The sequence below is a fragment of the Paenibacillus sp. M-152 genome, from assembly GCF_003856555.1.
GTDB classification, from domain to species: domain Bacteria; phylum Bacillota; class Bacilli; order Paenibacillales; family Paenibacillaceae; genus Paenibacillus; species Paenibacillus polymyxa_C.
This window is the reverse complement of the sequence record NZ_CP034141.1, coordinates 1,629,020-1,655,264: the sequence shown is the minus strand read 5'-3', so window position 1 is coordinate 1,655,264 and position 26,245 is coordinate 1,629,020. Positions and strand designations below refer to the sequence as shown.

Below are 26,245 nucleotides of genomic sequence, written 5' to 3'. Positions count from 1 at the left end.
AGCAAAAGAAGCCTTTAAAGCATGATAGAAGTGGCTTTAAAGGCTTCTTTTGTATTCCTTTATATTTCATCAGGGCATCATTTTTGAATTAATTACCATGCATTTCGTTCTTTCAGGGAAGTAATATGAGCTGTGTGATGCTTGCCATGCCAGGCATAGATGCCAATGTTTCGTTCCAGACGGATCGTCTGGCCCGATTCAGGATGAATAAACGTTCGGTGTAGCTGATCTTCCCCCAATGAACGCAACATGGTCACCCATCGTTCATGCAGTCCTTCCAGCAATTGCAACGAAGGTTCTAGGGGAAGCTCTCTGGCATCTGGTATTTCGGCCCAGCGCCCCTCATCATAGGGTTTGATTGTCGGTGTATCTTCTGTCAGCGCTAGCTTAAAACGGATATAGCTGTTCATATGGCTGTCTGCCAAATGATGAACAACCTGCCTTATCGTCCATCCTCCTTCACGATAAGGCGTATTTAACTGCTGCTCATTTAGTCCTTTGACCGCCTGACGCAATTGTCCAGGCAATTCAGCAATGTCGTCGATCCATGTGGTCAACTGTTCTTCTGTAATGGGTTCTGGAACCACGAACGGTCCAATCGGGTAGCGCAAGTCTTTGTCCAAAACAGTTCCCGCCCTTCTCTGTATCTGAATGTCTGCAATTGTCTATAGCCTTATGTTATAACTATGCAGGAAAAAAAGCAGACCCGCAAGAGTCTGCTTTTGTCATGCACGTACAAGGGAGATACACTCGAATGATATATTTTATCCTTCCAGCAACAATGATTCGGGATCTTCCAGCAATTCTTTGACCGTTACCAGGAAACGGACCGCCTCGCTACCATCAATAATGCGGTGGTCATAGGACAACGCGATATACATCATTGGACGATTTTCCATACGTTCCTCGTCGATGGCAATCGGGCGAAGTTGGATTTTATGCATTCCCAAAATACCCACTTGCGGCGTATTCAGAATTGGCGTAGACAGCAGGGAACCGAAAATACCTCCATTGGTTATGGTAAAGGTTCCTCCTTGCAAGTCCGCCAAAGAAAGTGAATTGGAACGAGCTTTGCTAGCCAAATCGGCAATGCTCTTTTCAATTTCAGCAAAACCAAGCCGATCAGCATCCCGGACAACGGGAACGACCAAACCTTCCTTGGCAGATACAGCAATCCCGATATCATAGTATTTTTTCAGTACGATATCATCGCCATTGATTTCTGCATTCACAGTAGGGAAGCGCTTGAGCGCGCCAACCACTGCCTTTGTAAAGAAGGACATAAAACCCAGCCCTACATCGTGTTTCTCCTTAAACTTATCTTTACGGCGTTTGCGCACATCAAGAATAGCGGTCATATCCACTTCATTAAAAGTGGTAAGCATGGCGGCTGTTTGCTGTGCTTCAACAAGACGCTTGGCAATCGTCGCTCTCCGACGGGACATCCGCTGCCGTTCCACAGGCTTGCTGTACTCTGTTTGAGCTGGAGACGGTGACACAGACTTGCCAGCAGCGGGAGACGCAGGTACAGATGCTGCACGTGATACTTCAGCGCTGTTATGCGTTTTTACGTCCTCCTGAAACACACGTCCAAGCGGGTCCTTTCCCTGTACCTGCTCAAGGTCAATCCCGCGCTCACGCGCCAGCTTCCGGGCGGATGGTGATGCCGTCTGACCATTCCCGTCACTATTGGAGGGGATGGGCGGCGCAGACTTTTCTACTGCTTTACTGCCGCTTTCTACGGAAGTCGGTGAAGTTGCTACGGACGGCGCTTCAGGCGCTTGAGTCGCTGCGGCTTCTCCAGCACCAGTTGCTTCCGCACCACTGCCGCTTCCGATCAAGCCAACAGCTTCACCGATAATTACAGTATCCCCCTCTTGACGAAGGATTTTCTGGACTACACCTGCTTCTTCGGCGCTAATTTCCAGATTAACCTTATCCGTTTCCAGCTCCAGTAGAACATCTCCCTGTCCTACGGAATCTCCTTCCTTTACAAGCCATTTGGAGATTGTTCCTTCCGTGATGGATTCTCCCATTGCTGGCACTATAATATCACTCACAGCCGCTACCTCCCCAGTGTAATATTGTTTTTGGAATCCTGCTTCAACGCCGATTGAATAATTCGCTGTTGTTCTAGGCTGTGTACTTGCTGATAACCGCTCGCCGGGCTGGAACGATCTGGTCTGCCTGCGTAGCGAATTTCTGCTCCCTGTGGCACAACCTCCCGCAGACGAGGCTCCATATAACTCCAGGCCCCCATATTTTTAGGTTCTTCCTGAGCCCATACGAACTCCTTAACACGTGGGAAGCGACTAAAAATATTCCGAATTTCCTCTGCCGGGAAAGGATATAGCTGCTCCACACGAATAATGTGCAAACGCTCCTCTGCTTCATTCCCGTTTTTATCCTTCTCCAACGCTTCCTCCAGATCAATGGCAATCTTGCCACTGCACAGTACAATGCGCTCTACCCGATCCGGACGTGATCCCAGACCAGATTGCTCCAACACAGGACGGAATGTTCCCTCACTGAATTCAGAAGCAGGCGAAGCGACACGATTGTTGCGAATCAGGCTCTTCGGCGACATCATCACAAGCGGGCGAGCTTCCTCACTTTCGCTTAATGCAGCCTGACGGCGCAGCAGATGGAAATACTGTGAGGCGCTGCTCAAATTGGCGACAGTCCAGTTATTTTGTGCAGACAACTGGAGGAAACGCTCCAGACGTGCACTCGTATGCTCAGGTCCTTGTCCTTCACTACCATGCGGTAACAGCATCACCAGACTGGACTTCTGTCTCCATTTAGCACGGCCAGCGGAAATGAATTGGTCGAAAATAACCTGCGCACAGTTGGCAAAATCACCGAATTGCGCTTCCCAAATGACCAACGTCTCAGGAGAAAACACGTTATAGCCATACTCGAAGCCGAGGACTGATGCCTCAGACAATGGACTGTTATGAATACTGAACGAAGCACGTGCTTCCGGCAATGTATGCAGCGGGCAATGGGTACGCCCGGTTTCAGGCTCATGCAGCACAAGGTTACGGTGAGCAAAAGTAGCTCGCTCCGCATCCTGACCTGTCATACGAATAGGCTTGCCGTCTGCTAGAATGGTAGCTAAAGCGAGTGTCTCCGCCAAGCTCCAATCTACCTTTTCACCCTCGTTCAGAGCGGTTTTTCTACGCTGTAAAATTCGTTCCAGCTTCGGATATACATGAAAAGCCTGTGGCCATTTGAGTAAATTTTCATTAATTTGACGCAGTTTTTTCATTTCAACCGCAGTACGGACCGGTGTGCTCTGATTCTTTTTCGCCTTCATAGCAGTAAATTCAGGCTCCTCCTCCGGTTGATTCTTCACATGCTCATGTGCTTCCTTCAGTCGGTTTTGGACCTTCTCAATGAGGCCAGCACTAAATGCTTCATCCACTATGCCCTGCTTCATCAGCTTTTGAGCATATAATTTGCTCACCGTTGGATGATTCTTTACCTTGCGATACACCAGCGGTTGAGTTGTTTCCGGATCATCGGATTCATTGTGACCATAACGACGGTAACCAATCAGATCAATCAGAAAATCCTTCTTGAAGCGATTACGGTACTCACCAGCCATACGAGCCGCTGCAATACAAGCCTCAGGATTATCCGCATTCACGTGTACAATTGGAATTTCGTAGCCCTTGGCCAGATCGCTGGCATAACGGGTCGAACGTGAATCAACACTCTCTGTCGTAAAGCCCAGACGATTGTTCACAATGATATGCACTGTGCCGCCATTACGGAAGCCGCGCAAATTGGTGAAATTGAGTGATTCGGCTACGATACCTTCACCCGGGAACGCTGCATCACCGTGCATAATAATGGTAGCTGCCTTGCTAACGTCTAGCTTCGGATAACCAGCCTCACTGCGATCTTCCTGTGCCGCACGCGAAAATCCCTGCACCACCGGATTCACATATTCCAGGTGACTTGGGTTGTTCGCCAATGTCAGACGGGCCTGGACGGCTTCCCCATCTTTCACAAAACGATCCGCACCCAGATGATATTTTACATCCCCAGTCCAGCCGTAGTTAATTCCAGTGGAACCTTCCGACGGAATCAGATCCTTATTCGGGGAATGATGAAATTCAGAGAAAATTTTGCTATAAGGCTTGCCCAGCACATGTGCCAATACATTCAGACGACCACGATGCGCCATTCCCATCAGGACATGACTTGCTCCTGCATTGGTGGTTAGACGAATAACCTCGTCGAGTACAGGGACAAGCACATCATTACCCTCAATGGAAAAACGCTTCTGCCCGACGAATGTTTTATGCAAGAACTCTTCGAACTGTTCTACTTCTACCAATCTGCCCAGCAACGACTTGCGTTCCTGTGTTGTAAGTGGCTTGGAGGACCAGCCGGATTCTGCATAGCTGTTCAGCCAGCGGCGTTCCTCCTCGTTATGAATATGACTAAATTCATAGGCAATCGGTCCTGTGTATGCTACACGTAGCCGTTGAATGGCTTCCCACCCGTTCAGTGTTCCCGCTGGAGCGTTATCCCATATTAAAGAGGCTGGAAAAGCCTTTAGGTCTTGTTCAGTTAAACCGTAAGATGCTGGATCAAGCAGACGTGTATCCTGCTCTGCATCCAGTCCCAGTGGATCGATTTGGGCGGCCAAATGTCCGTATTCACGGATATTCCACACCATTTTGCCCGCTGTAACCGCTTTCTGTAATGTGTTCGAATCAAGGTGCCCCAAAGCATTTACGGGGGGGCCTTGTAATTTGTTGTCTATCATGGAAGCAGCCGAATATTCGGATTGTGGCGGCTCGCCCCATTGATCAAACAGCTCGCGGTAAGCCGGATCAACCGTTCCGGGATCCGCTACATACTTTTCATACTGGTCCTGCACATAACCTAGATTAGGTCCGTAATACGTCTGCCAAGGTACCTGTCTGCTGCTCTCTTCCATTGTCATCTCGTTCCCTCCGTCAAATTTTGAAATTCATAGCTGGACGGAAATCATTTCCATTTTGTCGTTTTGTTAAATCTCTAATTTAAGCAATTCACATTATGTTCACATTATATGAAATCCATGATCAAAAGTCGAATTTCACAGTGCTTATTTCTCTTTCATTGTATAAAGTTTTCTAGCTATGAGCATTTCCTTTTTCTCAACATATCCATGCGTAAATGAGATGAATCGGGCTATTCTGTAATTCTGTAGTCTTTATCATTTAAAGATCTAGGATGTGATATAAACGGATATCCTAATCACGAACTTAAATCTGTGACTGGTATATAAAAGTAATCGCTATAAATGGCGAGGATTTAGCTTAATTAAGATTGGAGATTGACACCCTTTTGTGATTCAGAAATCAAGCACATGGCAACTTAAATAACCAGCTGTCGGATATCAACCGATGGCTGGTTATTTAAGTTGCCGATACGATGCAAATTCAAACTTAAAGTGACATTAAAGTCACTTTTCTGTACAATTTTCCTACTTTTCACTATTATTTTACTTAGGCATCTAAAAACCGCTTTGAAAGCGAAAGGGATGGAACTGTGACTGGACTAAAACAAATACTCAGAAACAAGAATTATGTCAGATTTTTTCTGGCAACCTTCGCCTCACAAATGGGAGGAATTATCGGAGTTACTGCATTCATGTTTTATTTGTTGAAACGGTTTACAAATCAGCCTTACTATGCAACACTTGCCGAGTTAATGTATTCGCTCCCGATGCTGGTAGTATTTCTCGTGGTTGGAGTGCTGGCAGATCGGATGGACAGACAAAAAATTGCTGTTAATTGTGACTGGATTAGCGCCTTTTTATCCTTATGCTTGCTTGTTTTTATTTGGATCGATTCGATTCCTTTGGTATTTGCCCTCCTCTTCATCCGTAGTGCTGCCTCCAAGTTTTTCTTTCCAGCCGAAAGTGCCATTATACAGGGGATATTAAGCGAAGATGATTACACCATTGCCGCAGGCCTCAATCAAATGATGGGGAGTCTTTTCATGTTATTTGGAGGAACTCTGGGGGCCGTCGTTTACTGGCACTTTGGAATTACTGGAGCCATCCTCATTGATGCTATTTCTTTTATTGTGTCTGCACTGCTCATTCGTTCTTGCAAAATTCCCAAGGAAGTACGCCTTCCGAACGGTGCACATCAATTTAAACAATTAAAATTCAAACTTGTCATGATCGATTTTAAACAAGGGTTTCTTTACATATTACGCAACAGACTATTGCTTTGGTTGGTTTCAGGCTTTTTTATGTTCGGTATTTTAAATGGTGGTTTTAGCGTTTTACCGATGTTTATCCTTAAATATAAGCTAGCTCCAGGCAACTATGAGCAGTATATGGTTTGGACAGGTATTATTTTTGGAGCTGGTGTGTTGCTTGGTACACTAATCGCTTCGCTCATCTCCGCCAAGCTAAAGCTACACCAAATGATTGCAGCCGGAGTTCTGGTAGCTGGAATAGGCATGTGCATACTTGGTTTTGTTAACCACCTCTATGCTTTTATGATTATCAATTTTGTCATTGCACTGATCCTTCCGTTCATTAACATTGGTATAGGAGGATGGCTGCCTCGTATTGTAGATCCTCAAATGATGGGGCGTGTGCAAGGTTTGATTAATCCGTTAATGATGCTGTCTCAGTCTCTTACATTAGGTTTCATTGCTGTAAGCTTTCCTTCATTTATTTCAATTGAGCTCTTGTTTTTATTAGTTGGGGTCTGTACCGTTATGGTAGGCATATACTACACTATTGTGCTTCCCCGTTATGCTGATTACAGCACTTCTTCTAAGGCCCTTCAGGAATCTTTATAGACAAATAGAAAAAGCGTACATCCGACCGTTCCGCCAGCGATTGTTGATTTGCCACTTCTGCCTCCCAATCCCGTGCAGAAGTGGCTTCATCCTATCTCCCCTCAATGCCCTCACAAGTACATACATTCGTTACATACGGCTAGCTCGTCAAAACCCAGTAGCGACAAAGAGCGATAGGATATATGTAATATACAAAAAAATGCCCGGCAGGCGCATTATCTGCACCAGCAGGACATTTGGATTATAATCGGAGTAGCGGGATTCGAACCCACGACCTCGCCCACCCCAAGGGCGCGCGCTACCTAGCTGCGCTATACCCCGATAAACCAGTGTATGTCAATCGTTGCTGTTATTTACCATTATAATCTGGTCACAAAAACCTGTAAAGGAATTATTTAGTCTGAGTGACGCAAAAAGTATAGGCCAAAATTGGAGATCACAGGAGCTATCCATGCAGAGCAAAAAAATAATTATCGGAGCAGTAGTATTACTTTTTTTAGTACAGCTAAGCATTCCTATGTGCTTCACCTTTGCACAGAATGACCTTGTCATAGATCAAAAAACGAAAGAGAGACTAGCAGAGCAATATGGCTTGGAAGAACCTCAGCCACCTACATCTAAGCAGAAGCAAAACATATTATTGGGAGCTGATTGGGGTTTTAGTTCTCCTGCTGGTGCTGTTGTGGTGGAATTCACCATATTAATTCGAAATCCGCTCATATTTATTAGTCAGCAACTGTTACGTTCGCTAAAATAGTCATACGCAAACTTTAAATATATTCCTCCCTGTATAAGATGGATGCATTAATTTATATTCAATTTCAAAATTCCCTTTTTGCTTTGCTATCTTAATTCGAAGAAAAATTCACGGTGACACCGCCTGATACTAAGATCGTTAAAAGATCCATAAAATATTGCTGTGGTGAAAATCCATAACTTCTTTCTTCTTGATCCCATTCTTCCTCGAATCTTTCCAAGAAATAATGTGCGTTTTTCCAATGGATCGTGAACGGTCCTACTGCCCCAAAACCTCCACAGAGACAGTCCGATATACTGTCCAAGCTAAATCCATAGTACCCTCCAGGCCCATTAATTGCTTCACCAAGTGCTATAAAAAATGTTGTAAAATCAAACATGTATTCCCCGTCTAAGGTGTAGACTTCTCCTCGTTTATCCGGTCTGGCAAAATGATTAGATGCAGAATGTATTCTAGTCACGTTTAGCCATCCAGACCGTTCTTCGTTAGAAAAGCCTTGCCATATATTATTTTCAAGCGACTGAGCGCACTTTAATAACTCCCATAATCTTAATTCCACAGAGGAGGGCTTCGTTTCAAGTATGCCTGTTAACTCCAGATTGAAGTTTCCTTTATTGTAATTTAGTTTATGGATTATATAGGATTCAGGTAGGTGATAATGATAGCTTCCAATCCCTTTTTCTTCATCATCTAAAATAGCAATGTACAAGTTGGATACAGATTGTTTTGTCTTTGCTATGTTTTCTATGAATTCTTCGTTAAATTCAAATTGCTCAAAAATGACCTTTTCATTCGTTCCAACCATAATATCACCCGTTAACCCAACCACATCTCGACAATAACCAACTGTGAGCCCACTTTCATCGTCCATAACAGCAAATCTCTGTCTCAATTTATATCATACCTCCCAACAATAATTTTAAGGAATATAGCATTTCAGGATAGAGCAATAATCAATTAATTTGAAGCCAATAAGGTTTAAAGGCCTCATGTAAAAAGCTCTAAAGATTCTAGCAAAAAGTCACGCTTATATTTATTTTTATGATCGCCCAGCTTTCTTCTTATCATTTGTCTACATAGCCCCTTTTGAGCCTCAGAGATTTTATCTTGCACTGTACTTATCAGTTGATAGGATTGTCTACTCGCTTCAAAGGTATCATCCAGTAAATCTACCAGCACCACAACATGAGTAGATACGTCAAAAAATTCTAGAGCATATAACAGTGTTCCTCTATTCCCTTTCGTCTTAGGACTTCTTAACAAGTCAATAAGTGGCAGCACCGCTTCACTGTCTCCTAGATCAGCTAACGTAATGGCGATTACATTTCTGAGCAATGCACTATCCGTTGTTGCCAAATAACTCAATAATATTGGAGTGAATGTATGATCCAGCTTTTCACCCACATCCTCTATAATCCTTATCGCTTCCTTTAAATCTCCACTCTCTATGACTTCTTCTAATCGGAATTTATCCATTGTTTACCAACCCATCTTATTACAATATATAGAAACTATCCAGTCTTAATACAATTCAATAGTTTACATATAATAACAAGCCTATTTCTCTTTTGTATATAGCGAACATTGTCGAGATCTAAAAAATATCCACTCATTGATTTAAAATAAACAAAATGTTATATTGTCTATAAAATAATCATCATTTGATTGAGGTGTTTGCTAAATGGATCATTCCGAACTATTCTGGAATGCTGATATTGAAGAACTGAAGCGTGGATATATTCGCCAAGGAGAGCAGGTAGTTTGCCTCTTGGACGGACAACGATACGAGCAAGGCATCATATATCAGGATCAAGGGGTATTTTATGACGCGGAGCGGTATATGCGTCTTCATATTGAGCGGATGTACGGTTCCGTCTTTGACTATTTGATCGGTCTGGATAAAAAGCTGACTGGACTGACGGATCATCAAAATCGGTTGCTTCAGTTATTTTATCAAGGGATGGGCGATGCGGATATTCAAAAGGAAACCGGAATCGGCAGTGCATCCACCATACGCAATCATCGCTTTGGTCTCAAGGAAAAAGAACGGCAGGCCAAGGTATTTCTCACATTAATGGAACTGTTAAAGGAGAAAGATCGCCACGCTCCCGCCATGGTAGAAGTACCCGTACAAGCACGGATGGTAGACGAACGTTACAACATTACAGAAGACGAAAGGCAAAAGGTACTCACGAAGTATTTTCCGAATGGGACAGACGGGCGCCTAAAGACCTTTAAAATGCAAGAAAAACACAAGCTGATTGTGCTGCGTGAAATTACGGGTCGTTTTGTGAAGGGACAAATATATCATGAGAAAGATATCAATGCGATTTTACAGGAAGTATATGACGATTATGTCACGGTGCGAAGATATATGATTGAATACGGTCTATTGGATCGCAAACCGGATGGCAGTGAATATTGGTTGAAGGAATCTTGAAGCTAGGCGCTTATAAAATAGGAGGATTCGACAATGGATCGAAGAAAAGAACTAGTGCAGCAATACATGGAGATGAAGACAGAGGCAGGAATCTATTGCATTCGCAATACACATAATGGAAAAATTTTCATTGCTTCCACGCCGAATTTAAAATCGCTGAATGGACGCCGTTTTGAGTTGCAAATGGGTATGTTTAAGAATAAACCGCTACAACAAGAATGGAATGAGTATGGCGAAGATTCGTTTGAATTTGAGGTGCTGGATGTTTTGAAAAAAAAGGATTCGGAGTTCTTTGATGTCAAAGATGCGCTGGCAAAGCTGGAGCAGACCTGGCTTGATCGACTCCAGCCTTACGGGGACAAAGGATATTTGTAAACTTACTGCTCCGCAGAAAACTCCTTGCGAAGATAGCCAAAAACAACAGCGTCAACAAACTGACCTTTTTCATAAAAGTAATCTCTCAAGTGCCCCTCTTTAGTAAAGCCACTTTTGAGCAGCAGCCGTCTGGAGCCTTCGTTATCTGGATCAATGAAGGCTTCTATACGGTGAACCTGCGGCAATTGAAAGCCGTAATCCACCACCACCTTCATCGCTTCTGTCATCAGGCCTTGCCGCCAGTATTCCGGTGCCAGCTCATAGCCGATTTCGATACGGGAGTGTTCCTTCTGCCAGTTATGAAATCCAATTGTGCCCACGATCCGCTCAGGAGCTTCTTTTAGCGTAATCCCCCAGCGAAAGCCCTCTTGCTTCTCATATCTGGTTAGCATGGAACGAATAAATTTCTCAGCTTGCTCTACCTTCGTAAAGCTTTCCAAATCATAATATTTTGTGACCTCATCTCTGGAAAAATAGTTGAATATGTCCTCCGCGTCTGCTAATGTAAGCTGCCTTAAATAAAGCCGATCGGTCACCAAAGTCGGAAACGTTTCCATTGTCATTATTCATCTCTCCTTCACATCGAAGAACCTATCTTGTCAACCACCAGCCGATCCCCACCATTACTCCATTGATGAAGAATAATGCGGTGCATGCTCTCCACTTGTTGATTTCACTTGTTTGAAAAAAGCCAGTCACGGTACTACGACACATAAACAACGAAAAAAATAAATTCCAAATAATACGCATACCATATTTAATGTAGTAAAAAGCAGGACTTAGCTGCACACCACCTAACGCTGGAGAGATATCGGGAATAAACAGAATTGCACACGCATAACGCATGGTCTCATATGTAAAATAAAATAATGCCAGCCACCAAGCCCACTTCTTACCGAATAACATACCAATACCGGCAGCCGTTCCTGCCAGACCGAGCAACGCGATAAATCCTTGAAACATGCCCCTGCACATGCCTAACAACGTAGAAGCCTCATTTAATGCATTAAGCGTCAATAGCTGTGTCACCAACAGGAGTGCTCCATTAAAAATCAGTAAAATAGCTGAAATGCTTACACCTAAAGGTCGTTCGAAAGCCACGTTCGTTACATAATCTTCTACTTCTTTTTTTGTATACAGATCGGACACTTCTTCTACTCTCCTAACCCAATTATTACATCCATTTTGCGGCGGGCATAATAACAGTGTGTTTTCGCCTCATTTCCATATATCGGCTTTTAGGAAAATATGGTTTAATCTTCCCTGAAAAATTCCGTTATCTATACAATAATTTATTACTCAGGGCAACTATGCTATCAAATCAACGACATGAGAATCCTGATCATTAACAGAATCCCAAATAGAGTAATATCTATCCTTATACTACCATTCAAAGAGTGAATCTGACAAATGGCTGATACTAGCACTTATGAATGTATACGCGTTATCTTCGTAGCTCTATAACCTTCATATGACTGGATATACTCTACTTGATAACCCATTTGGGCATCCAAAAGCTCTTCCATAAACGGGAGGCACGGGCTGTAGATAAAGCTCCCTCCTGGCCGAATGGCTTTAAGCAATTCCATATATTTACGAGCGTACTCATGGATATTACCATCTGCCTTCAGATGATGATGCATAAAATGATTGGAGAATGCCATATGTGAAACGATCGTTCCCCATGTACTTTCTTCATAAGTAGTCGCTAACCAATCTCCTCGGGTGATACAACCGTCTGTTTCAGCCAGCCGATCTGTTCCGTATGCCTCAATTCCGTAGGCACGTAAATAAGTAACCAACCGTGCCTCTGATCCGCAACCAACATCTAGAACAGGCTCTTGCAAACGAGCAATGTCCAATCCTAGCAGATTCGCTTGCAACTCCGGTGTATATTCCTCACAAGGTACCCAAAAAGTATATTCATTCTCTGCATACTTAGCGAACACTTCACGTCCATTGGTACGAGTTAAAAAATCTCTCAAATGCCCATAATGCTGCTGGAGCAGTAAGTCCAGAGTTGCCCCTGCTATAGATTTCTTTTGGAACAGCTTTTCAATCCGGGTGAAGAATCGATCATACAGCTCCGTAAGCTCCCTCGCATGATTTGTGTGAAAATGTAGATACTGATTGGTATTTACAAACTGGGACAGTATTTTGGCCGCTACATCCTTCACAAAAACATGATACGTATGCTGGCGCTTCAAGCTTTGAAGCATGAGGATCAGTTCCGAGCTTCGCTGCGTCAGCCAGTACGTCATTTCCGTTGAAGGTCCTAACAGAACAGAACCCTCGCGCATATAAAATAAACTCCGATGCTGATTATGCAGGAGTTGACCGTTAATAAGATTATGAAGTTGAGCGACTGTCATACTACTTCCTCCTTAAAGTCCAGAACATTAAAGCCCCACCCAAGCCTAAATCATGCTGGGTTTGGGTAGGGCCAGCTTATTTTCTGAGTATACATGGTTATGGAAACTCAGTGCTATTGCAACTTTTCTGCCTTTACATAAGAGGATAGAGGAATATTCAAATCACGAACCCCTTGGGCTACCAAGCGGGCTATTTGCTCCGCACCATACTCCTGAAAATGTGTATCATCCTTCACGCCATCAGGAAATGCAGAATACACACCTGGCTCCAAATGTAAAAATAGTGGAAGTGTTCCTTCCAGGCCTAATGTATCATAGTAGGCTACACTCAATTGACTAAGATCGACCAGTGCAACCCCCGTCTCTGATGCTGTTTCCTTCATGGCCTGCACATATTCCGGGAAACTAATCCGAAACGAAGCACTTGCTGCATCATAATCGCGGCGGCCTACAGGAGTAATTAGCACAGGTACCGCACCGCGTTGAGTGGCTCCTTGGATGTACGTTTTCAAGTATACTTTATAGTCGGCAGGTGAAACATAACGCTCCTGATTATTGATCGCGGCATCATTATGCCCAAACTGTATGAACAGATAATCTCCTGGACGGATATTCCGTAAAATGTCATCTAACCGCCCTTGAACCAAAAAAGTCTTCGTGCTACGTCCACCAATAGAACGGTTCACAAAAATAGTCTCATCTGTAAAGAACGGCGCAATCATTTGCCCCCAGCCTGCCTGAGGCTTCATCGAGGCTTTGTAAGTTTGAACCGTAGAATCTCCTGCAAGGTATACGGAAGGATGCTCTCCAGCTGTTCGAGCCTCCTTGGGAGTGATAACCAAAGCGTTGATCTTCGCTTCATTTCCTGAGAAATACAATTCGAGCTGACCGTCGATGAGTGCAAGCTCAAACCCAGCCTCGACAAATTGTCCTGCTGTTTTGGCAGTAGGCTCTACTTTAACAATGGATTCGGCTTTAACCATAATGTCCGTGTTTCCGGCAATATCTCCGGCAATCAGAGAAAGCGTGTAATCCGCAGGTGGTAAATTGACGACAAATGATGAGCCTTGAACACGAACAAAATCTGAGCGGATAGCATCACTTCCACCACGATTCTCTTCATTTACCTTGGAAAGATCGGTAAATCCATAGCCACGCTCAGGCGTGTAAGCATCCTTAGCAGTGACCTGAGTGTAGCCGTCAGCCACATCCCCAGGACCAAAATCAAAACGAAGAGGCGCCGCAAGCTGCTTTTCCGCTAATGCCTGCCCTGGAATAAGTATGGTTGCAAACAACAAGCTGAACCCTACGCATAACCTAATCATCTTACCGAACGACCTGTGATGCTTTCCCTTTTGTTTCAAGCGCAACCCTCGCTTCTCAGATTATTTGAGTGGTTTGTCATCGTCCATACGTCTATTGATCCCCACCAGCCTTTGGCAGCCTTGGTCCAGTACCCAGGATACCACAATACCAACCGTGTACCTGATCAGATCCACGGTCAGAAACCCTTTGCCAAGCACTAGGCCGCCCAGGGTGGTCGTCCGAATGTGGTTAATCCAAGGAGCCTGGTACATCTGACTGAATTCAATAGCGAAGCAAAACAGCACACTGCCCCAAAGGGCTATAGACAACTGACGGTTCACCCACAACATTCTCAGCCCAAAATAAATCATGCACGCCCACAAGGCATCCCCAAAGTGATTGGCAACGAATGCAGGTAACTGGGTGGAGAAAGCCCTGCTTCCCAAGCCCAACAAGATCATGACCAGCACGGCAACCAGATACGCAGCGCGAGCCTTCCAGTGGAACTTTTCCTTTATTTCCTGATTAATTCCCCTACTGCTGCTCTTACTAAATTTTCTCATACTAAATTACCTTTCCTAACACCGGAAAATACCTGCCAAGCTTCTAATAAAACTTCGTAAAGCATCCTCTTGGGATAGCGCTTGCAAGATTGCTGAACCTTAAGCTGATGTCACATTGTATGCACACCAACTTGTCTGTATTTTTCGTCATATTATGAATCATATAAGCTCCCGCAATATCGTACAATCGCTTGCTAAAATTCAATACCACGTACTTTCGCAAAAACCATATGGTGTACCATATTCCCCTCTTCATTACACTCGACATTCCTTAAAATCCCCTCTAATGTAAAACCTGCCCGTTCCGCTACCTTGGCGCTGCGCGTATTTCTGGAATCACAAAGAATCTCCAACCGATTAGCATGTAAATGCTGTATGGCAAAATCCGTAATACCGTGTACGGCCTCTGTTACAATCCCCTTTCCGATCCATGAGGTTCTGAGCCAATATCCAATTTCGAATCTTCGTGCATCCCAATTCATTCGGTGCAGACCGCTACTGGCTACAAATTGTCCCGAAGCCGTATCAAATATATACAGCACCATGTCAGACCGATCCAGAAATTTAAGTCTGGCTTGGCGTGAACGGATTTCAGATTCCTCCTCCGTAGGGAGATTTCTCGCAAAAGGAAGCCAAGGTCGCAGCTCATTTACACTTTCTCGTATCGCTTCATTAACTGCCACTCCATCGCCCCACTGTGGAGCGCGTATGGTCAATCGCTCCGTCTGGAATTGTTCCGGGAACGATAACAGAATGGGATTCGGTTGCTGCTCCCTACTCATGATGCTCCCTCCTCCATATTCGATGGATAGCTAAGACGATCCAGCCAGCCAGTGATTTCACGTAGGCTCTGAATCTGATGATCAGGTACAATGTCCATTTCATTCCACGTCATAAAGCCTTCCAGCCAGATGGTATGCAGCCCTGCACTTTGCGCACCACGAATATCATTCGTCGGATGATCGCCTACGTAACAGGCATGACCAGGCTCGGCAATGTCCAGCTCTTTCAGTGCCAACTCGAAAATACGAGGATTAGGCTTCTCGACGTTGACGCCACCCGATACGATAATGGAATCCACATAATCTCTCAGCATAACCCGGTCAATCTTAGCCTGCTGCGTACGAAGTGAGCCGTTGGTAATCATACCAAGCTTCAAGCCCCGAGACCGTAGTTCGGACAACACTTCCTTGGCTCCGTCCATCAGGACCGTAAACTTATGAAATTCACCGTACCAAAAGCCCAGCATCTCCTGTACTGTCGTATCGGGATTTTTCAGTTTCAGGTCTGCATGCAGCTCGGTATACAGCTCCCTCTTATCTCGATACCCGTCTTGATCCGCCAGACGTATTCGCTCAACGACAGCCGCGTGGCTGGCTGGTTCTTCTGCCACAATAAATCGTTCTATAAAACGCTCCGTATATGCAGCAAATGCCTGTTTGCGATGAATCAGTGTATTATCCAGATCAAAAATAATGGCTTCTATAGACATAACGAGCTCCTTTCTGTCCGTAAATTTATAACGATCAGCTTGAGACGAATTGAAGAACTCCGATCACAAGAAGCAAGAAAAAAATAGACAAGAAAATGATGACCATATACTTCAGGATTTTGCTAGAAGTCGACTTTTGTTCGAGTTTTGTCTCGATTTGGGTTAGCCTTTCCTTGATTTCTTCCAAATCCTGTTCCACCTTCATTTTATGCTTTCCTTCCTTTGCCTCCGCTTATTTAACTTCCTAGCGATTCGACGCTTCAACTACATAAATCACTCCAGAAGCGAACTGTTTTTACGGCCTCAAAATCAATCTGTTCGTAAGTCTTCTCTCCAAATTCCTGCTTGAAATATTCCTGCAAACTTTCTCCATACACGATAATATCCGTTTGATACACTGAAAATACCGGATTTCCTTCTTCACAAGGCTGCTCTGGGATATATCGGTGACCATAGATGGGGATCAGCTTGGGCACGCGCAAAAACTCACGTTTACATATGTCCACGGCTTCCTGCAAATCTGTTGGTCTATTCCCCCATTCAGAATGCCAGAACATATTCTGTTCCACATCGAAAATCATACCTTCGAGCGGCCAATTCAGCCTTTCCCAAATGACACCCATCCGCTGTGGTGACGTATCTCTCCAAGGAATAAAGCTTCTACCGATTGGAAGAACGTTCATCAGCAGCTCTCTTAAGTCGGGCGGAAAGTGAATATCATACCTGTCTTCGACTTCAGTAATCTCCCGGGTGGATAAGCCTGGGGTTAAGGTTACATCGTCTTTACGTAATAGATCGATAATATAAGCGACATCCATCTTCGATTGAACACCTCTATTCGCTGTCTGATTGCACCTTCTGATTGAATTCTAGCAGCTTAGTCGAGCGGATTGGTCAAGAGGCCTACCAGACTTGTAACTTCAACTTCACCGACTCGGCGTGGGCCTTCCATAAAATATCCCCTGGTTCCTACATGTATCCGGTGTCGGTGTACCTTTCCCCTCATTTCTCCAAACAAAATCCACATTCTTGCCTGACCTTCCCGGTGAACCGGGTGCCTGGTATCCATGATCAATTGACCCTCTTCATCTTCAAACTCAGGATGTATTGCATAAATTCCCGTTGTTGTAATATCGTCGCCCTCATAGGAAAAATCGCAGCGATAACCCTGAATAGGCAGTTGTTTCCTGCCTCCTTCTTCCGGTGTGTAAAATCGATATTTTACTATAAAATCGTGCGGATGCTGCCTACTATGTTCATAGGGATTCCACATTTTCATATCATCCCCTCTGGTCTTTCCCAGAAATATGTACTTCCTTCTAGTGTAATCCAATAAGAAAAGAAATCCAAGACCTATCCGCAAGGCATTGCCGAATAAGCTTGGATGATATGAGAGTCTTTTTTTCAGATATATGACTTTTATACTTGCTGTCCGTTCACCTGAATATCTACGTCTACCTGCTGTCCCAGCCAAGCCCGCATGCGATTCCACGAAAAAACCTGCTCCATGTGAAAAACACCATATGGAAGTTCTGAACGATACAGGGCAAGCGCCGCAAAAACGGCGGCTTTAGCAGTCAAATCAGACTGATGATGTCCCCTTAGCCTGCATTCAACCCTCGTCTCCTTGCCATTGCGAGTTCCTTGGGCGTCTACCTTGACCGCTACAGCATTTCCTCCTAGATGCACTTTGCCAAAGCTGCGAACTACTGCATCACGAACAGTTGGCTGTCGGAGCAGACCTAATATTCCTATCGTCCGGAGCCCTGCCAGAAGACGGGTGGTCAAGCGCGAATCGAAGCACAGGCGTGTGCTGACTGTAGGAATATTGAGCGTACGTGGAAGTGTCTGCTGATCCGAAAAGGGAAACCGATACACCCGATGACGACCCACTCCTACACCAAAGTCTGCTACTATGCCGTCGGTAAAGCTTCTTCGAGTCACTGGACGTCCCTGTTCTATCACCTCCAAGTCGGTATGAATCTGATCTACAGTCCACTCAATCGCGGCCTGACCGTGTCGATCACCCAAGCCCAGCATCAAAGATATGTTCAATTCATCCGTCTGATCCATGAGCTGTGTCGCTTGCAGAGCCAATAGATTGGTTAGCCCTGGAGCTAATCCTACACTTAACAATGAAGTGACCTGATAAGCTCGGGCCTCCTGATGACACTGCTCCACCTGACTCAAAAAGGCCGCATTCGCAGTAATATCCATGTAATGCACGCCATGCTGAAGACAGGTGCGTATCAAGGTTGTATTGTCCTGATCCAGACACATAATAATCATTTTAGCTTGCTCTAATATCGACGGGTTCATCGGTTCATGAATATTAAGCTGCAAAGGTCGTATCTTGCCATTCGATTGTTGGCTGAATGCAGTGGCACGTTCCAGACTACGGCCTGCGGCAAATACCTTGCCAGGGAACATTTCACTTAACTCTGTGCATACAATTTTCCCAACATGCCCATACCCGCCAATGATGATGATATTATCCTTTGTCATAAGCCGTCTCTCCCTCTTTAACCGCAAACCATGCATTCACTAAAAAAGCACCATAATACCGGGTAATGCGAGTAAAGCCTGCATCTATCAACAGTTCCTGAATTGCCGCATTGGACACCGGGTTTGACTCACGACCGATAGAAGCAGCGAATCGTTCCCAATCCTCCAGTGAAATGCCCTGACTCAGCATATGGCCTTTCCACGCCTGCATTTGGATGGAAAAAGAAGGATCCTGCGGATTCCCATTAATAGAAGCTATGCAAAAAGGCGCACCCGGCTTGAGTCGACCGGATATCTGGCGCAGCAATGCCTGTTTATTTTCCAAGCTCTGAAGAAAATGAAGCACCAGCAGGCAGGTAGCAGCGTCATAGACCGGTTCTCTGCATGACTCTTCGCTGCGCTTTTCGTACTGTTCTTTAGGTGATTTTCCAGACAACTCTTCCAACGTACCTGTAACAAATGATATTTTTGAACCGATGCCCGCTTGTGTCACACGTTGACGTGCCAAATTCAGCATGTGCGCAGAGGGATCAACTGCCCTAAAGGACCATGCCTCATGCCGCCCTCCGAGCGTAATCAGTTCCTGACCGCCCCCAGCTCCGACAATCAGCACATTCGGATCAATATTTTTGTTATGAGCCTGCGCTTCAAGCTGTGCGGTTATCAAACAATCTGTCATCTCATACAGATGGGTATATCCAGGTATTTTTAAAGCAATCGTATCCGCGTATTTATGCACATTCGGATGATTCCAGCTCATAGGTTGATTTGAGTCCGTATTTCCAATATGGGGTTGCTTCATATGTGCTCTCCTCCAAACATTTAGCCTTGATCTTCAACGGCCATTCGTTTATTGTAGATTTAATTAAGAATCATTCTCAATTATATAGACAATACGAATAACCACCATCCCACAAATGTGGGATTTAAGAAGATGCGATTGGAGAATCTCCAGCTTTCACGATAGGAGTAAAGGATGAACGCACATAATACACCATTTGCACAGCTTAAGAAGGATCGACAACCAATCATGGAAATGGGAAGTAAATCACCCTCATCTCCTACATACAAGCACACGCTAATCGACCGCTTGCGTACTCAGATTTCTTTTGATGCGGCATGCTGTACCTCAGTAGATCCGCGAACGCTGCTTTCCACGGGGGCATTTACGGAGTCGGGTGTAGAGGGCATTCACAGCAAACTACTAGAATACGAATATCTGCACGACGATATCATGAAATACGATCAATTAGTGCGAGAGGGGCAGTCCATCGCGACGCTTCATGGGTCTACACAAGGCCAACCGGATCGCAGCACACGTTTTAGAAATGTTTTGCAACCCGCCGGATTCGGAGATGAGCTGCGTGTTCCATTTATGTACAAAGGAAGCTGCTGGGGATTTCTTACGTTGTTCCGCCACCATGGAAAGCCTGTATTCAGCACGGAAGAGCAACAACTGCTTGAAGCATTAGCGCCGTCCATAGCCTACCATCTGCGTCAAACTAGTGTCAGTGTATCTCCAGTCCCCGCAATGATTATGGAACATGAACTGGAGCCAGGGGTTCTGACGCTTTCCACTCAACTAAACCCCCTCTCGTCCAATATACTAGCAGAGCAGTGGCTAAAGCTGCTTCGGCAGCAAGAGGGAAGCCACGATGGCGAGCTGCCAGCCCCTGTCCGGGCGGTAAGCTTGCGAGCGTTATCCACTTCTACTGCACCAGCCAGACTATGTATCCCTTCCGCTGATGCTGGAACCCCTTGGGTCACGATCAGAGCCACTCTCCTGCAAGGCGGACGCGAGTATATGGGCGAGAAGCAGTTGGCCGTATGGTTTGAGCCTGCTAAAGCAACTGACATGTTGCCGCTTATGGCTGAAATCTACTCATGGACTGAACGAGAGCGACAGCTTGTACGGCTCATTGTCCAAGGCTTTTCTACTAAGGAACTGGCAAGTGCACTTCATATTACGGCCTACACGGTGCAGGATCATCTGAAAGCGATTTTCTTGAAAACAGAGGTAAGCAGCCGTCGTGAACTAGTATGGAAGGTATATTCCAGATTCAATTAATATATGTAAAAAAGACAGATGACCCGGTTAAGGATCATCTGTCTTTGCATTACTGCTCTATTGAAGCACAAGAGTCTTATTTCTGCGAAGAGGATTTCGTATCATCGTATGATACTGGTGAGGGCTTCGCAATCCATTCATCAGCCTCAGGCTCAATATCCACGCCGTTGTCCAGCTTCGTTTTCTCCATCAAGGAATCTCCGTCCTCGTTCTTCTTGTTGCGGATTTTCGCTTCGTCTTGAGTGTGGTCGCTCATGTTGATTCCTCCTTTTTAATTTCATCTGATGGTTGTACCTTACTCATAATTACCCATTGCTGTCCTGTACAAACCTCTACACGACCAGATGCCCTTTTTTCTCCGCCGGTCCAATGGTCGCCTCAATGCCAGCATTAAACTCCAGAAAGTCGCTTTCCACTCCATCACTAAAAATAACTCCATTCTCCGGCATCTGCGAAGCAATGCGCAGCGGTCTTTCAACAGCCACCTGTCCAAACACCAGCTCCGCAGCAGTCGTCCGACTGGGAAACGGTTCTCTCACCGTAAAATAAAGCGATGGCGAGCTCCAGGTTGCACGATGATCCTGCCTCATTCCTTCTACTGTCCCCTCCTGACTAAAAGCAGCACCTGACACCAGGTGATCTGGAGTGAGCGAGACCGGATGCCGTGTAGCACTGCCGACAATCCCGGCCGCTCCAGCCAGCACACTGGTCAGCCAGCCTGTCGCCCCCAGTCCCGTGGAAACGATAATACCGCTGGACGATTGCTGCTCTACCTGATCCTCCAATCTCAACTCATATCTCGCAGAAACATGAGTTTTGCGCCCGATGAACAAATCGTTCACGGCATATAAGGATTGGCCATCATTCAGTTGGGCCTTAGCCAACGTAACCTCTTTAATCGGCCGTCTGTGCACGAACACATCCGGCACCACCCAGCGCAGATCAGATACAGTAAACGGCAGCAATACCCCGTCCCAGCGCAATGGATCTGGATTCACGCCGATTAGCGGCTGCTCGGTCAAATATTTTAACGTGTTGGCTACCAGCCCATCCTGCCCCAGTACCACCACCGTATCCTGCTCTCCAAAAATAAAGTTCGGTACATGCTCCCGTTCCACAATCTGCACACGGCCCAAGGCCGATAACTCGGACGTTGCCGTTGCCACCGCCCTGCGGTAATTTTCATCCTCCAGCACATAATCACTGAAATCCGCACCCAGCCGTTCCATAAAGAAGCGAGCTTGCTGCACCGTATTGTATCGGACAATCAGTTCCTCCAGTCGCGTTTTACGCTTCACCAAAATAATCTTCTGCTCTGTCATTCGGCTGTTCATCGTGCTCTTCCTCCAGACCCTCTCGATCCTGCTGATCCGTTTGTTCCCGTATCTGACATAAGACCTTGTAGCAGATCAGGGGTAATATTCAACTGGCCGATTTTCCCTGCATTTTCTGCGAGCTCCTGGAATGCGATCGCGATCAGCTTATCCGGGCTCATATCCATATTGGCCATAGCTTGAAGTACGTTGGGCTCGACATCCTGCAATGATTTCATCACCGCTGTCAGCTCATAGGCCTTGGCATCGGCTTCCGCCTTTTTATTCGTTACGGTCAGCTCAATCAGTTCGCGTTTTTTCTCTTCCAAGGCCGTGTCGAACCGCAGCTGCTCCTCCTTCATCTCACTTTGCTTTTGCTTTACGGAACGCTCGGCATCCAGTTGAGTTTCGCGGATCTGTCTTTTTTTCGTCTCCACTGCAATTTCCGTATTCAGCTCATTTTCCTTTACACGGCGCTCCTGCTCAATGGATGCGTTACGACGCTCATACAAAGCATGATCCGCACTACGAAGAATTTCCTCTCTCGCCTGCGCTTCCAGTGCTCTCATCGTCTCCTTATTGGGTAAAATTGCCAAAATGGACAGCCCCATGACCTCAATGCCCAGTTTCTCCATTTCTGTATGCTGAGCAATATCCTTCGTCATGCTTTGGGCCAGACGTTCACTGGACTGAACCGCTTCTTTGAGTGGGACACGTTCCAAATACTTTTTGGTAAGCACCTTGGCAATGTTAATCACCCGTTGGGCCAGCTTGCTTGGATCGTCCGAAATGTAGCGCCGTTCCTTCAAATCATACGTGTAGTTTAAAATCTGCGTCGTTCTGCAGTAATCCACAATCCGATAAGTTAGTTGTCCCTGCACTGTCACTGCCTGGAAATCATTCGTCATATCTTCAAACATGAACGGTACATCAATGGAAGAGACCGGCACGACGACGACCGAGGTGGTCGGGGCGTAGTAATAAAAGGATAACCCGACACCCTCTCGAACCACCTTCCCGTTCTTCACCTTCATGACATATTCACTGGGTTGAAATTTAATAAAATTAAATCCAAACATCGTCGCTTCCTCGCTTTCTTTATCGTATCCATCATCTTGTTAATTATTAATTGTTATTATCAATTTGTTATTAACAATAAAATAACACAACTGAACAATAATATCAATATGACATTTACAAAAAAATAAAGGCTGCTCCCTCTCCGATGTGCTCGGTTGGGGAAACAGCCTCAGATTTCTTGCATTTTTTTAATAAAAACACTTTCAAAAATGTATACCTATCTACATATTTAAATAGAATCACTAGCAAAACGAACCGCTCTGCTAACCAAGACCGGCAGCACGGATATATGACCTTCGTCTGCAAATTCCCGGTACTCTACGTGTAGTCCTAGATTGTCCCTAGTCGTTAGACGTGCAGCTAAGTCCCTGGCTTTTTCCTGCATGCCACTAAAATGCCCAGCCTCTAACTCCCCTACAGCAATCAACAGCTTTTTAGTCCAATGCTTCTGAGCTATAGAAGCTACAAACTGTTTCTCTTCATCCTTAATAGCTTGTCCACCCCAGTGTATAGACGGACTTCCCGCCACATACACCTGAAAAGAGTCTGGTCTTGTAAACAGGGTATGTAATACGAACAGTCCTCCAAGCGAATGCCCGAAGATCGTCTGTCGGTTGCGGTCGATAGGGAAATCACGCTCAATCATAGGCTTAAGCTCATCTTCAATAAATGATAAGAAATGCTCGGCGCCCCCGCTTTCTATAGCTGCATCTTCGTTTGGCTTTATTGGAAGCTCCACAGCCGTCCCCGGCAGTGTAAGATCGTAATATCGTGAAGGATGAAATGGAGCCTCTGTTGGATAGCCTATTCCTACAATGATAGCTGGAACAACCCCTGTTTTGTCGGGCCGTCTACCCTGAACGCGCACTGCTTCCACCATGGTTCCAAAAACAGAATTGGCATCCAGCACATAAATAATAGGATAACCAGATACAGGAGGTTCCTCGGCAGGGATGGCAATATAAATATGATACTCACGGTTTTCAGCCTGCGAGTGCATCACTCGATGCTGACTACGAGGAACGCATACGGCTCCGTGAGCATCACTAGAATGATTAGCTTGCGTAAATACGCTTTTAATGAGAATAACCTCCTGTAGAACCTGAATTCTAATGAAATCAGGCCGTTTTTTTCATAAGCAAGACTACAAAATAAGGGACCCCGATCACCGCAATAATCAGTCCAACGGGAATTTCCGCAGGCGCAACCACCGTTTTGGCAATAAAATCAGATAATAGCACCAGTACCATACCGACCATACCGCATACAGGAATCACAAAACGATGATGAAGGCCAACAAGCCTTCTGGCGATATGAGGAGACAATAATCCTACAAAGCCTATTCCTCCCGAAACAGACACACAGGCACTCACCAGTCCAATGCTGGACAACAGAAGAATAGACTTTTCCTTTTCGGTCGCAACCCCGAGACTTTTAGCTGTATGTTCATGCAATTGAAATAGATCCAGAACATATGACTTCAGCCAAATAACGGGAATTAAAATGACGAGCCATGGAATTACGGCAGCAACCAGCTTCCAATCAGCACTCCAAATACTGCCCGACATCCATACTGTCGCCATCTCGAAATCCGAGGCTTTCATTTTCAGCGACAGATATAAGCTTAAGGAACCGAAGCCAGAGCCAATCGCGATACCTACGAGAAGCAGCCGCTGCGGATCCAGACGACCTGCTTTCCAAGCAAATAAATAGATCAGCAGCGCTGCCATCAAACCTCCAATCAAGCCGAAAAAGGGCATAGCCAGCGCTGCAGTCCAGCCGGTCGTTTCCATTTGTCCCTGGTAAAAGAACATAAATATGACGATTGCTGCCCCCGCCCCTGCGTTAATGCCTAAAATGCCGGGATCGGCCAAACCATTCCGTGTAACTCCCTGTACTGCCGCCCCAGCAATCCCCAGACCTAAGCCGACCAAGGCCGCAATCACAATACGCGGTAGCCGAAAATCAAAAATCACCAAATCCAACTGCGGAGTAGGGTGAATACGGAGCAAGGTCTGAATTACTTCCTGTAGGGTCATGTCGAACTCTCCATGGGTCAGACTGACATAGGAAGCTGCTAAAATGAGCGCAACCCCGCCTGAAAGTACGAACCACAGACGTTTCGCACTGATTTTACGCATGCTCTCCCCCTCCTTTTCTACGTATTAAGTACAGAAAGAAAGGGATGCCAATGACCGAGGTAACCACACCAATAGGCGTTTCAAACGGATAATTAAGAAAACGGCTCAACACATCAGACATGCCCAAAAAAACACCACCGATCAATCCAGAGCATGGAATGACCCAACGGTAATCTACACCGATTAAATATCGGGTAATGTGCGGAATCAACAAGCCAACGATGGCAATTTTTCCTGCCAGCGCAACAGAAACACCTGTCAGCAATGCTACACAGAGCATGGCCCCCAGCTTGACCGGTAATGCCCGCTGTCCCAGCCCTGTGGCCACGTCGTCGCCCAGCGACAATAGTGTTATTGGCTTGGCCAGCAGCATCGCTCCCACAATTGCCACAAGAGCAAAGGGAATTGCCAATTGAATCATATCGGGATCCATCTGATGCAGACGAGCGTTAAACCAGAAGCTTACATTTTGCGATACATTAAAATAAATGGAAAGAACGGCCGACAGGCTGCTTAAAAACGTGCCGATGATCGTTCCCAAAATGGCCATACGAACCGGAGCAAGACCGCCGGGAATCATCCAGGCTAAACCAAACACAATAGCCACTCCCAAAGCAGACCCCACAAAAGAACTTCCGATCAGGCCCATCGAAGTGGAGTTTGGCGCAAGAATCATCATTAAGGTGATCACAAATGCCGCCCCATCCGACACGCCCATAATTGAGGGTGAAGCCAAGAAGTTCCGCGTCATTCCTTGCATAATGGCTCCTGAAATCGCGAGAAAAGCACCGATTAATATAGAGCCGACCGCTCTGGGCAGACGCGAGTTTAAAACGACCTGATGATCCACATTCCCAGCATCAAAATGAAAAAAGCTAGCAGTTACCGTCTCCCATTCTATCGTTTTGGCTCCATACATCACAGACAGCAGTAGCGTTAATACGATAAATAAGGGAGAGACGAAGATTACAACATAAGGAGAGATCAACTTTTTTCCCATGTTCCTACC

At 45.5% G+C, this 26,245-nt stretch carries 28 protein-coding genes and 1 tRNA gene; 5 read left to right on the top strand and 24 right to left on the bottom strand.

Annotated features, from left to right (window positions below):
- Nucleotides 1-92: 92 nt before the first annotated feature.
- The 3 genes from EGM68_RS07440 to EGM68_RS07430 all read right to left on the bottom strand — a co-directional run bounded on the left by EGM68_RS07440 (nucleotide 93) and on the right by EGM68_RS07430 (nucleotide 4,963).
- Nucleotides 93-623 carry a YfiT family bacillithiol transferase gene (locus tag EGM68_RS07440; RefSeq protein WP_129548936.1) on the bottom strand — a complete coding sequence of 177 codons (531 nt, stop codon included), beginning with the start codon at nucleotides 621-623 and terminating at the stop codon, nucleotides 93-95.
- 141 nt (nucleotides 624-764) lie between these two features.
- The gene (odhB, locus tag EGM68_RS07435) at nucleotides 765-2,060 is read right to left on the bottom strand and encodes a 2-oxoglutarate dehydrogenase complex dihydrolipoyllysine-residue succinyltransferase (RefSeq protein WP_129548935.1); all 1,296 of its coding nucleotides are present in this window, start codon (nucleotides 2,058-2,060) and stop codon (nucleotides 765-767) included.
- Between the two features lie 5 nt (nucleotides 2,061-2,065).
- Nucleotides 2,066-4,963, bottom strand: a complete 2,898-nt coding sequence (locus EGM68_RS07430; RefSeq protein ID WP_040101804.1) for a 2-oxoglutarate dehydrogenase E1 component — start codon at nucleotides 4,961-4,963, stop codon at nucleotides 2,066-2,068.
- Nucleotides 4,964-5,553: 590 nt separating this feature from the next.
- Here EGM68_RS07430 and EGM68_RS07425 point away from each other — a divergent pair.
- A complete protein-coding gene (locus tag EGM68_RS07425; protein ID WP_040101805.1) occupies nucleotides 5,554-6,825 on the top strand; it encodes an MFS transporter in 1,272 nt (423 codons plus the stop codon).
- A gap of 247 nt (nucleotides 6,826-7,072) precedes the next feature.
- On the opposite strand, the gene EGM68_RS07420 is transcribed toward EGM68_RS07425, so the two are convergent.
- Nucleotides 7,073-7,146, bottom strand: a tRNA-Pro gene (locus EGM68_RS07420).
- A gap of 130 nt (nucleotides 7,147-7,276) precedes the next feature.
- Between EGM68_RS07420 and EGM68_RS07415 the strand changes: the two genes are divergently transcribed.
- Nucleotides 7,277-7,582 (top strand): hypothetical protein, encoded by a 306-nt coding sequence (locus EGM68_RS07415; RefSeq protein ID WP_040101806.1) that lies wholly within the window; start codon nucleotides 7,277-7,279, stop codon nucleotides 7,580-7,582.
- A 91-nt stretch (nucleotides 7,583-7,673) separates the two neighbouring features.
- Here EGM68_RS07415 and EGM68_RS07410 read toward each other — a convergent pair whose 3' ends face one another.
- Entirely contained in the window at nucleotides 7,674-8,474 is an 801-nt protein-coding gene (locus tag EGM68_RS07410) for a barstar family protein (protein WP_129548934.1), read from the bottom strand.
- 95 nt (nucleotides 8,475-8,569) lie between these two features.
- Nucleotides 8,570-9,058, bottom strand: coding sequence for a HEAT repeat domain-containing protein (locus tag EGM68_RS07405; protein WP_058829233.1), 489 nt, complete (start codon nucleotides 9,056-9,058; stop codon nucleotides 8,570-8,572).
- A 205-nt stretch (nucleotides 9,059-9,263) separates the two neighbouring features.
- Between EGM68_RS07405 and EGM68_RS07400 the strand changes: the two genes are divergently transcribed.
- Both EGM68_RS07400 and EGM68_RS07395 read left to right on the top strand, forming a co-directional pair.
- Entirely contained in the window at nucleotides 9,264-10,022 is a 759-nt protein-coding gene (locus EGM68_RS07400) for a DUF2087 domain-containing protein (RefSeq protein WP_058829232.1), read from the top strand.
- 33 nt (nucleotides 10,023-10,055) lie between these two features.
- Nucleotides 10,056-10,397 carry a GIY-YIG nuclease family protein gene (locus EGM68_RS07395; RefSeq protein WP_058712465.1) on the top strand — a complete coding sequence of 114 codons (342 nt, stop codon included), beginning with the start codon at nucleotides 10,056-10,058 and terminating at the stop codon, nucleotides 10,395-10,397.
- Between the two features lie 2 nt (nucleotides 10,398-10,399).
- On the opposite strand, the gene EGM68_RS07390 is transcribed toward EGM68_RS07395, so the two are convergent.
- The 12 genes from EGM68_RS07390 to EGM68_RS07340 form a co-directional block, all read right to left on the bottom strand.
- Nucleotides 10,400-10,960, bottom strand: a complete 561-nt coding sequence (locus EGM68_RS07390) for a GNAT family N-acetyltransferase (protein ID WP_040101811.1) — start codon at nucleotides 10,958-10,960, stop codon at nucleotides 10,400-10,402.
- A gap of 28 nt (nucleotides 10,961-10,988) precedes the next feature.
- On the bottom strand, nucleotides 10,989-11,546 hold the full coding sequence (locus tag EGM68_RS07385) for a hypothetical protein (RefSeq protein WP_129548933.1): 558 nt from the start codon (nucleotides 11,544-11,546) through the stop codon (nucleotides 10,989-10,991).
- 278 nt (nucleotides 11,547-11,824) lie between these two features.
- The gene (locus EGM68_RS07380; RefSeq protein WP_129548932.1) at nucleotides 11,825-12,769 is read right to left on the bottom strand and encodes a class I SAM-dependent methyltransferase; all 945 of its coding nucleotides are present in this window, start codon (nucleotides 12,767-12,769) and stop codon (nucleotides 11,825-11,827) included.
- 113 nt (nucleotides 12,770-12,882) lie between these two features.
- Entirely contained in the window at nucleotides 12,883-14,094 is a 1,212-nt protein-coding gene (locus EGM68_RS07375) for a rhamnogalacturonan acetylesterase (RefSeq protein ID WP_129548931.1), read from the bottom strand.
- Nucleotides 14,095-14,154: 60 nt separating this feature from the next.
- The gene (locus tag EGM68_RS07370; protein WP_129548930.1) at nucleotides 14,155-14,637 is read right to left on the bottom strand and encodes a ribosomal maturation YjgA family protein; all 483 of its coding nucleotides are present in this window, start codon (nucleotides 14,635-14,637) and stop codon (nucleotides 14,155-14,157) included.
- Nucleotides 14,638-14,831: 194 nt separating this feature from the next.
- Nucleotides 14,832-15,419 carry a GNAT family N-acetyltransferase gene (locus EGM68_RS07365; RefSeq protein ID WP_129548929.1) on the bottom strand — a complete coding sequence of 196 codons (588 nt, stop codon included), beginning with the start codon at nucleotides 15,417-15,419 and terminating at the stop codon, nucleotides 14,832-14,834.
- A complete protein-coding gene (locus EGM68_RS07360) occupies nucleotides 15,416-16,129 on the bottom strand; it encodes an HAD family hydrolase (RefSeq protein ID WP_129548928.1) in 714 nt (237 codons plus the stop codon). Before EGM68_RS07360 ends, EGM68_RS07365 begins: the two co-directional genes overlap by 4 nt.
- Nucleotides 16,130-16,163: 34 nt before the next feature.
- The gene (locus EGM68_RS25655; protein ID WP_165081407.1) at nucleotides 16,164-16,334 is read right to left on the bottom strand and encodes a hypothetical protein; all 171 of its coding nucleotides are present in this window, start codon (nucleotides 16,332-16,334) and stop codon (nucleotides 16,164-16,166) included.
- Nucleotides 16,335-16,389: 55 nt separating this feature from the next.
- A complete protein-coding gene (locus EGM68_RS07355) occupies nucleotides 16,390-16,947 on the bottom strand; it encodes an SMI1/KNR4 family protein (RefSeq protein WP_063209971.1) in 558 nt (185 codons plus the stop codon).
- A 59-nt stretch (nucleotides 16,948-17,006) separates the two neighbouring features.
- Nucleotides 17,007-17,408, bottom strand: coding sequence for a hypothetical protein (locus EGM68_RS07350; RefSeq protein ID WP_240664134.1), 402 nt, complete (start codon nucleotides 17,406-17,408; stop codon nucleotides 17,007-17,009).
- 140 nt (nucleotides 17,409-17,548) lie between these two features.
- The gene (locus tag EGM68_RS07345; RefSeq protein WP_129548927.1) at nucleotides 17,549-18,634 is read right to left on the bottom strand and encodes a saccharopine dehydrogenase family protein; all 1,086 of its coding nucleotides are present in this window, start codon (nucleotides 18,632-18,634) and stop codon (nucleotides 17,549-17,551) included.
- Entirely contained in the window at nucleotides 18,621-19,436 is an 816-nt protein-coding gene (locus EGM68_RS07340; protein WP_129548926.1) for a class I SAM-dependent methyltransferase, read from the bottom strand. The genes EGM68_RS07345 and EGM68_RS07340 overlap by 14 nt, the downstream gene beginning before the upstream one ends.
- A 174-nt stretch (nucleotides 19,437-19,610) precedes the next feature.
- On the opposite strand from EGM68_RS07340, the gene EGM68_RS07335 reads away from it, so the two are divergent.
- The gene (locus EGM68_RS07335) at nucleotides 19,611-20,702 is read left to right on the top strand and encodes a LuxR C-terminal-related transcriptional regulator (RefSeq protein WP_129548925.1); all 1,092 of its coding nucleotides are present in this window, start codon (nucleotides 19,611-19,613) and stop codon (nucleotides 20,700-20,702) included.
- A gap of 76 nt (nucleotides 20,703-20,778) precedes the next feature.
- On the opposite strand, the gene EGM68_RS07330 is transcribed toward EGM68_RS07335, so the two are convergent.
- From EGM68_RS07330 to EGM68_RS07305, 6 genes are all read right to left on the bottom strand, one after another.
- Nucleotides 20,779-20,958: a hypothetical protein gene (locus tag EGM68_RS07330; protein ID WP_013370039.1), complete on the bottom strand. Its 180-nt coding sequence runs from the start codon at nucleotides 20,956-20,958 to the stop codon at nucleotides 20,779-20,781.
- Between the two features lie 76 nt (nucleotides 20,959-21,034).
- Nucleotides 21,035-22,036 (bottom strand): NAD(+)/NADH kinase, encoded by a 1,002-nt coding sequence (locus EGM68_RS07325; protein WP_129548924.1) that lies wholly within the window; start codon nucleotides 22,034-22,036, stop codon nucleotides 21,035-21,037.
- Complete coding sequence (locus tag EGM68_RS07320) at nucleotides 22,033-23,094, bottom strand: SPFH domain-containing protein (protein WP_129548923.1); 1,062 nt, start codon at nucleotides 23,092-23,094, stop codon at nucleotides 22,033-22,035. The genes EGM68_RS07325 and EGM68_RS07320 overlap by 4 nt, the downstream gene beginning before the upstream one ends.
- Nucleotides 23,095-23,324: 230 nt before the next feature.
- Nucleotides 23,325-24,095: an alpha/beta hydrolase gene (locus tag EGM68_RS07315; RefSeq protein ID WP_129550303.1), complete on the bottom strand. Its 771-nt coding sequence runs from the start codon at nucleotides 24,093-24,095 to the stop codon at nucleotides 23,325-23,327.
- A gap of 118 nt (nucleotides 24,096-24,213) precedes the next feature.
- Entirely contained in the window at nucleotides 24,214-25,236 is a 1,023-nt protein-coding gene (locus tag EGM68_RS07310) for a FecCD family ABC transporter permease (RefSeq protein ID WP_129548922.1), read from the bottom strand.
- The gene (locus tag EGM68_RS07305) at nucleotides 25,229-26,236 is read right to left on the bottom strand and encodes a FecCD family ABC transporter permease (protein WP_129548921.1); all 1,008 of its coding nucleotides are present in this window, start codon (nucleotides 26,234-26,236) and stop codon (nucleotides 25,229-25,231) included. Before EGM68_RS07305 ends, EGM68_RS07310 begins: the two co-directional genes overlap by 8 nt.
- Nucleotides 26,237-26,245 lie beyond the last annotated feature (9 nt).

What these genes read in the sequence shown, in the direction of transcription:
- EGM68_RS07380 (WP_129548932.1), bottom strand. Translation starts at nt 12,769, where the DNA reads ATGACAGTCGCTCAACTTCATAATCTTATTAACGGTCAACTCCTGCAT.
- EGM68_RS07375 (WP_129548931.1), bottom strand. Translation starts at nt 14,094, where the DNA reads ATGATTAGGTTATGCGTAGGGTTCAGCTTGTTGTTTGCAACCATACTT.
- EGM68_RS07315 (WP_129550303.1), bottom strand. Translation starts at nt 24,095, where the DNA reads ATGCACTCGCAGGCTGAAAACCGTGAGTATCATATTTATATTGCCATC.
- EGM68_RS07400 (WP_058829232.1), top strand. Translation starts at nt 9,264, where the DNA reads ATGGATCATTCCGAACTATTCTGGAATGCTGATATTGAAGAACTGAAG.
- EGM68_RS07340 (WP_129548926.1), bottom strand. Translation starts at nt 19,436, where the DNA reads ATGAAGCAACCCCATATTGGAAATACGGACTCAAATCAACCTATGAGC.
- EGM68_RS07365 (WP_129548929.1), bottom strand. Translation starts at nt 15,419, where the DNA reads ATGAGTAGGGAGCAGCAACCGAATCCCATTCTGTTATCGTTCCCGGAA.
- EGM68_RS07395 (WP_058712465.1), top strand. Translation starts at nt 10,056, where the DNA reads ATGGATCGAAGAAAAGAACTAGTGCAGCAATACATGGAGATGAAGACA.
- EGM68_RS07405 (WP_058829233.1), bottom strand. Translation starts at nt 9,058, where the DNA reads ATGGATAAATTCCGATTAGAAGAAGTCATAGAGAGTGGAGATTTAAAG.
- EGM68_RS07360 (WP_129548928.1), bottom strand. Translation starts at nt 16,129, where the DNA reads ATGTCTATAGAAGCCATTATTTTTGATCTGGATAATACACTGATTCAT.
- EGM68_RS25655 (WP_165081407.1), bottom strand. Translation starts at nt 16,334, where the DNA reads ATGAAGGTGGAACAGGATTTGGAAGAAATCAAGGAAAGGCTAACCCAA.
- EGM68_RS07335 (WP_129548925.1), top strand. Translation starts at nt 19,611, where the DNA reads ATGAACGCACATAATACACCATTTGCACAGCTTAAGAAGGATCGACAA.
- EGM68_RS07415 (WP_040101806.1), top strand. Translation starts at nt 7,277, where the DNA reads ATGCAGAGCAAAAAAATAATTATCGGAGCAGTAGTATTACTTTTTTTA.
- EGM68_RS07325 (WP_129548924.1), bottom strand. Translation starts at nt 22,036, where the DNA reads ATGAACAGCCGAATGACAGAGCAGAAGATTATTTTGGTGAAGCGTAAA.
- EGM68_RS07370 (WP_129548930.1), bottom strand. Translation starts at nt 14,637, where the DNA reads ATGAGAAAATTTAGTAAGAGCAGCAGTAGGGGAATTAATCAGGAAATA.
- EGM68_RS07390 (WP_040101811.1), bottom strand. Translation starts at nt 10,960, where the DNA reads ATGACAATGGAAACGTTTCCGACTTTGGTGACCGATCGGCTTTATTTA.
- EGM68_RS07430 (WP_040101804.1), bottom strand. Translation starts at nt 4,963, where the DNA reads ATGACAATGGAAGAGAGCAGCAGACAGGTACCTTGGCAGACGTATTAC.
- EGM68_RS07355 (WP_063209971.1), bottom strand. Translation starts at nt 16,947, where the DNA reads ATGGATGTCGCTTATATTATCGATCTATTACGTAAAGACGATGTAACC.
- EGM68_RS07330 (WP_013370039.1), bottom strand. Translation starts at nt 20,958, where the DNA reads ATGAGCGACCACACTCAAGACGAAGCGAAAATCCGCAACAAGAAGAAC.
- EGM68_RS07350 (WP_240664134.1), bottom strand. Translation starts at nt 17,408, where the DNA reads ATGAAAATGTGGAATCCCTATGAACATAGTAGGCAGCATCCGCACGAT.
- EGM68_RS07305 (WP_129548921.1), bottom strand. Translation starts at nt 26,236, where the DNA reads ATGGGAAAAAAGTTGATCTCTCCTTATGTTGTAATCTTCGTCTCTCCC.
- EGM68_RS07345 (WP_129548927.1), bottom strand. Translation starts at nt 18,634, where the DNA reads ATGACAAAGGATAATATCATCATCATTGGCGGGTATGGGCATGTTGGG.
- EGM68_RS07320 (WP_129548923.1), bottom strand. Translation starts at nt 23,094, where the DNA reads ATGTTTGGATTTAATTTTATTAAATTTCAACCCAGTGAATATGTCATG.
- EGM68_RS07310 (WP_129548922.1), bottom strand. Translation starts at nt 25,236, where the DNA reads ATGCGTAAAATCAGTGCGAAACGTCTGTGGTTCGTACTTTCAGGCGGG.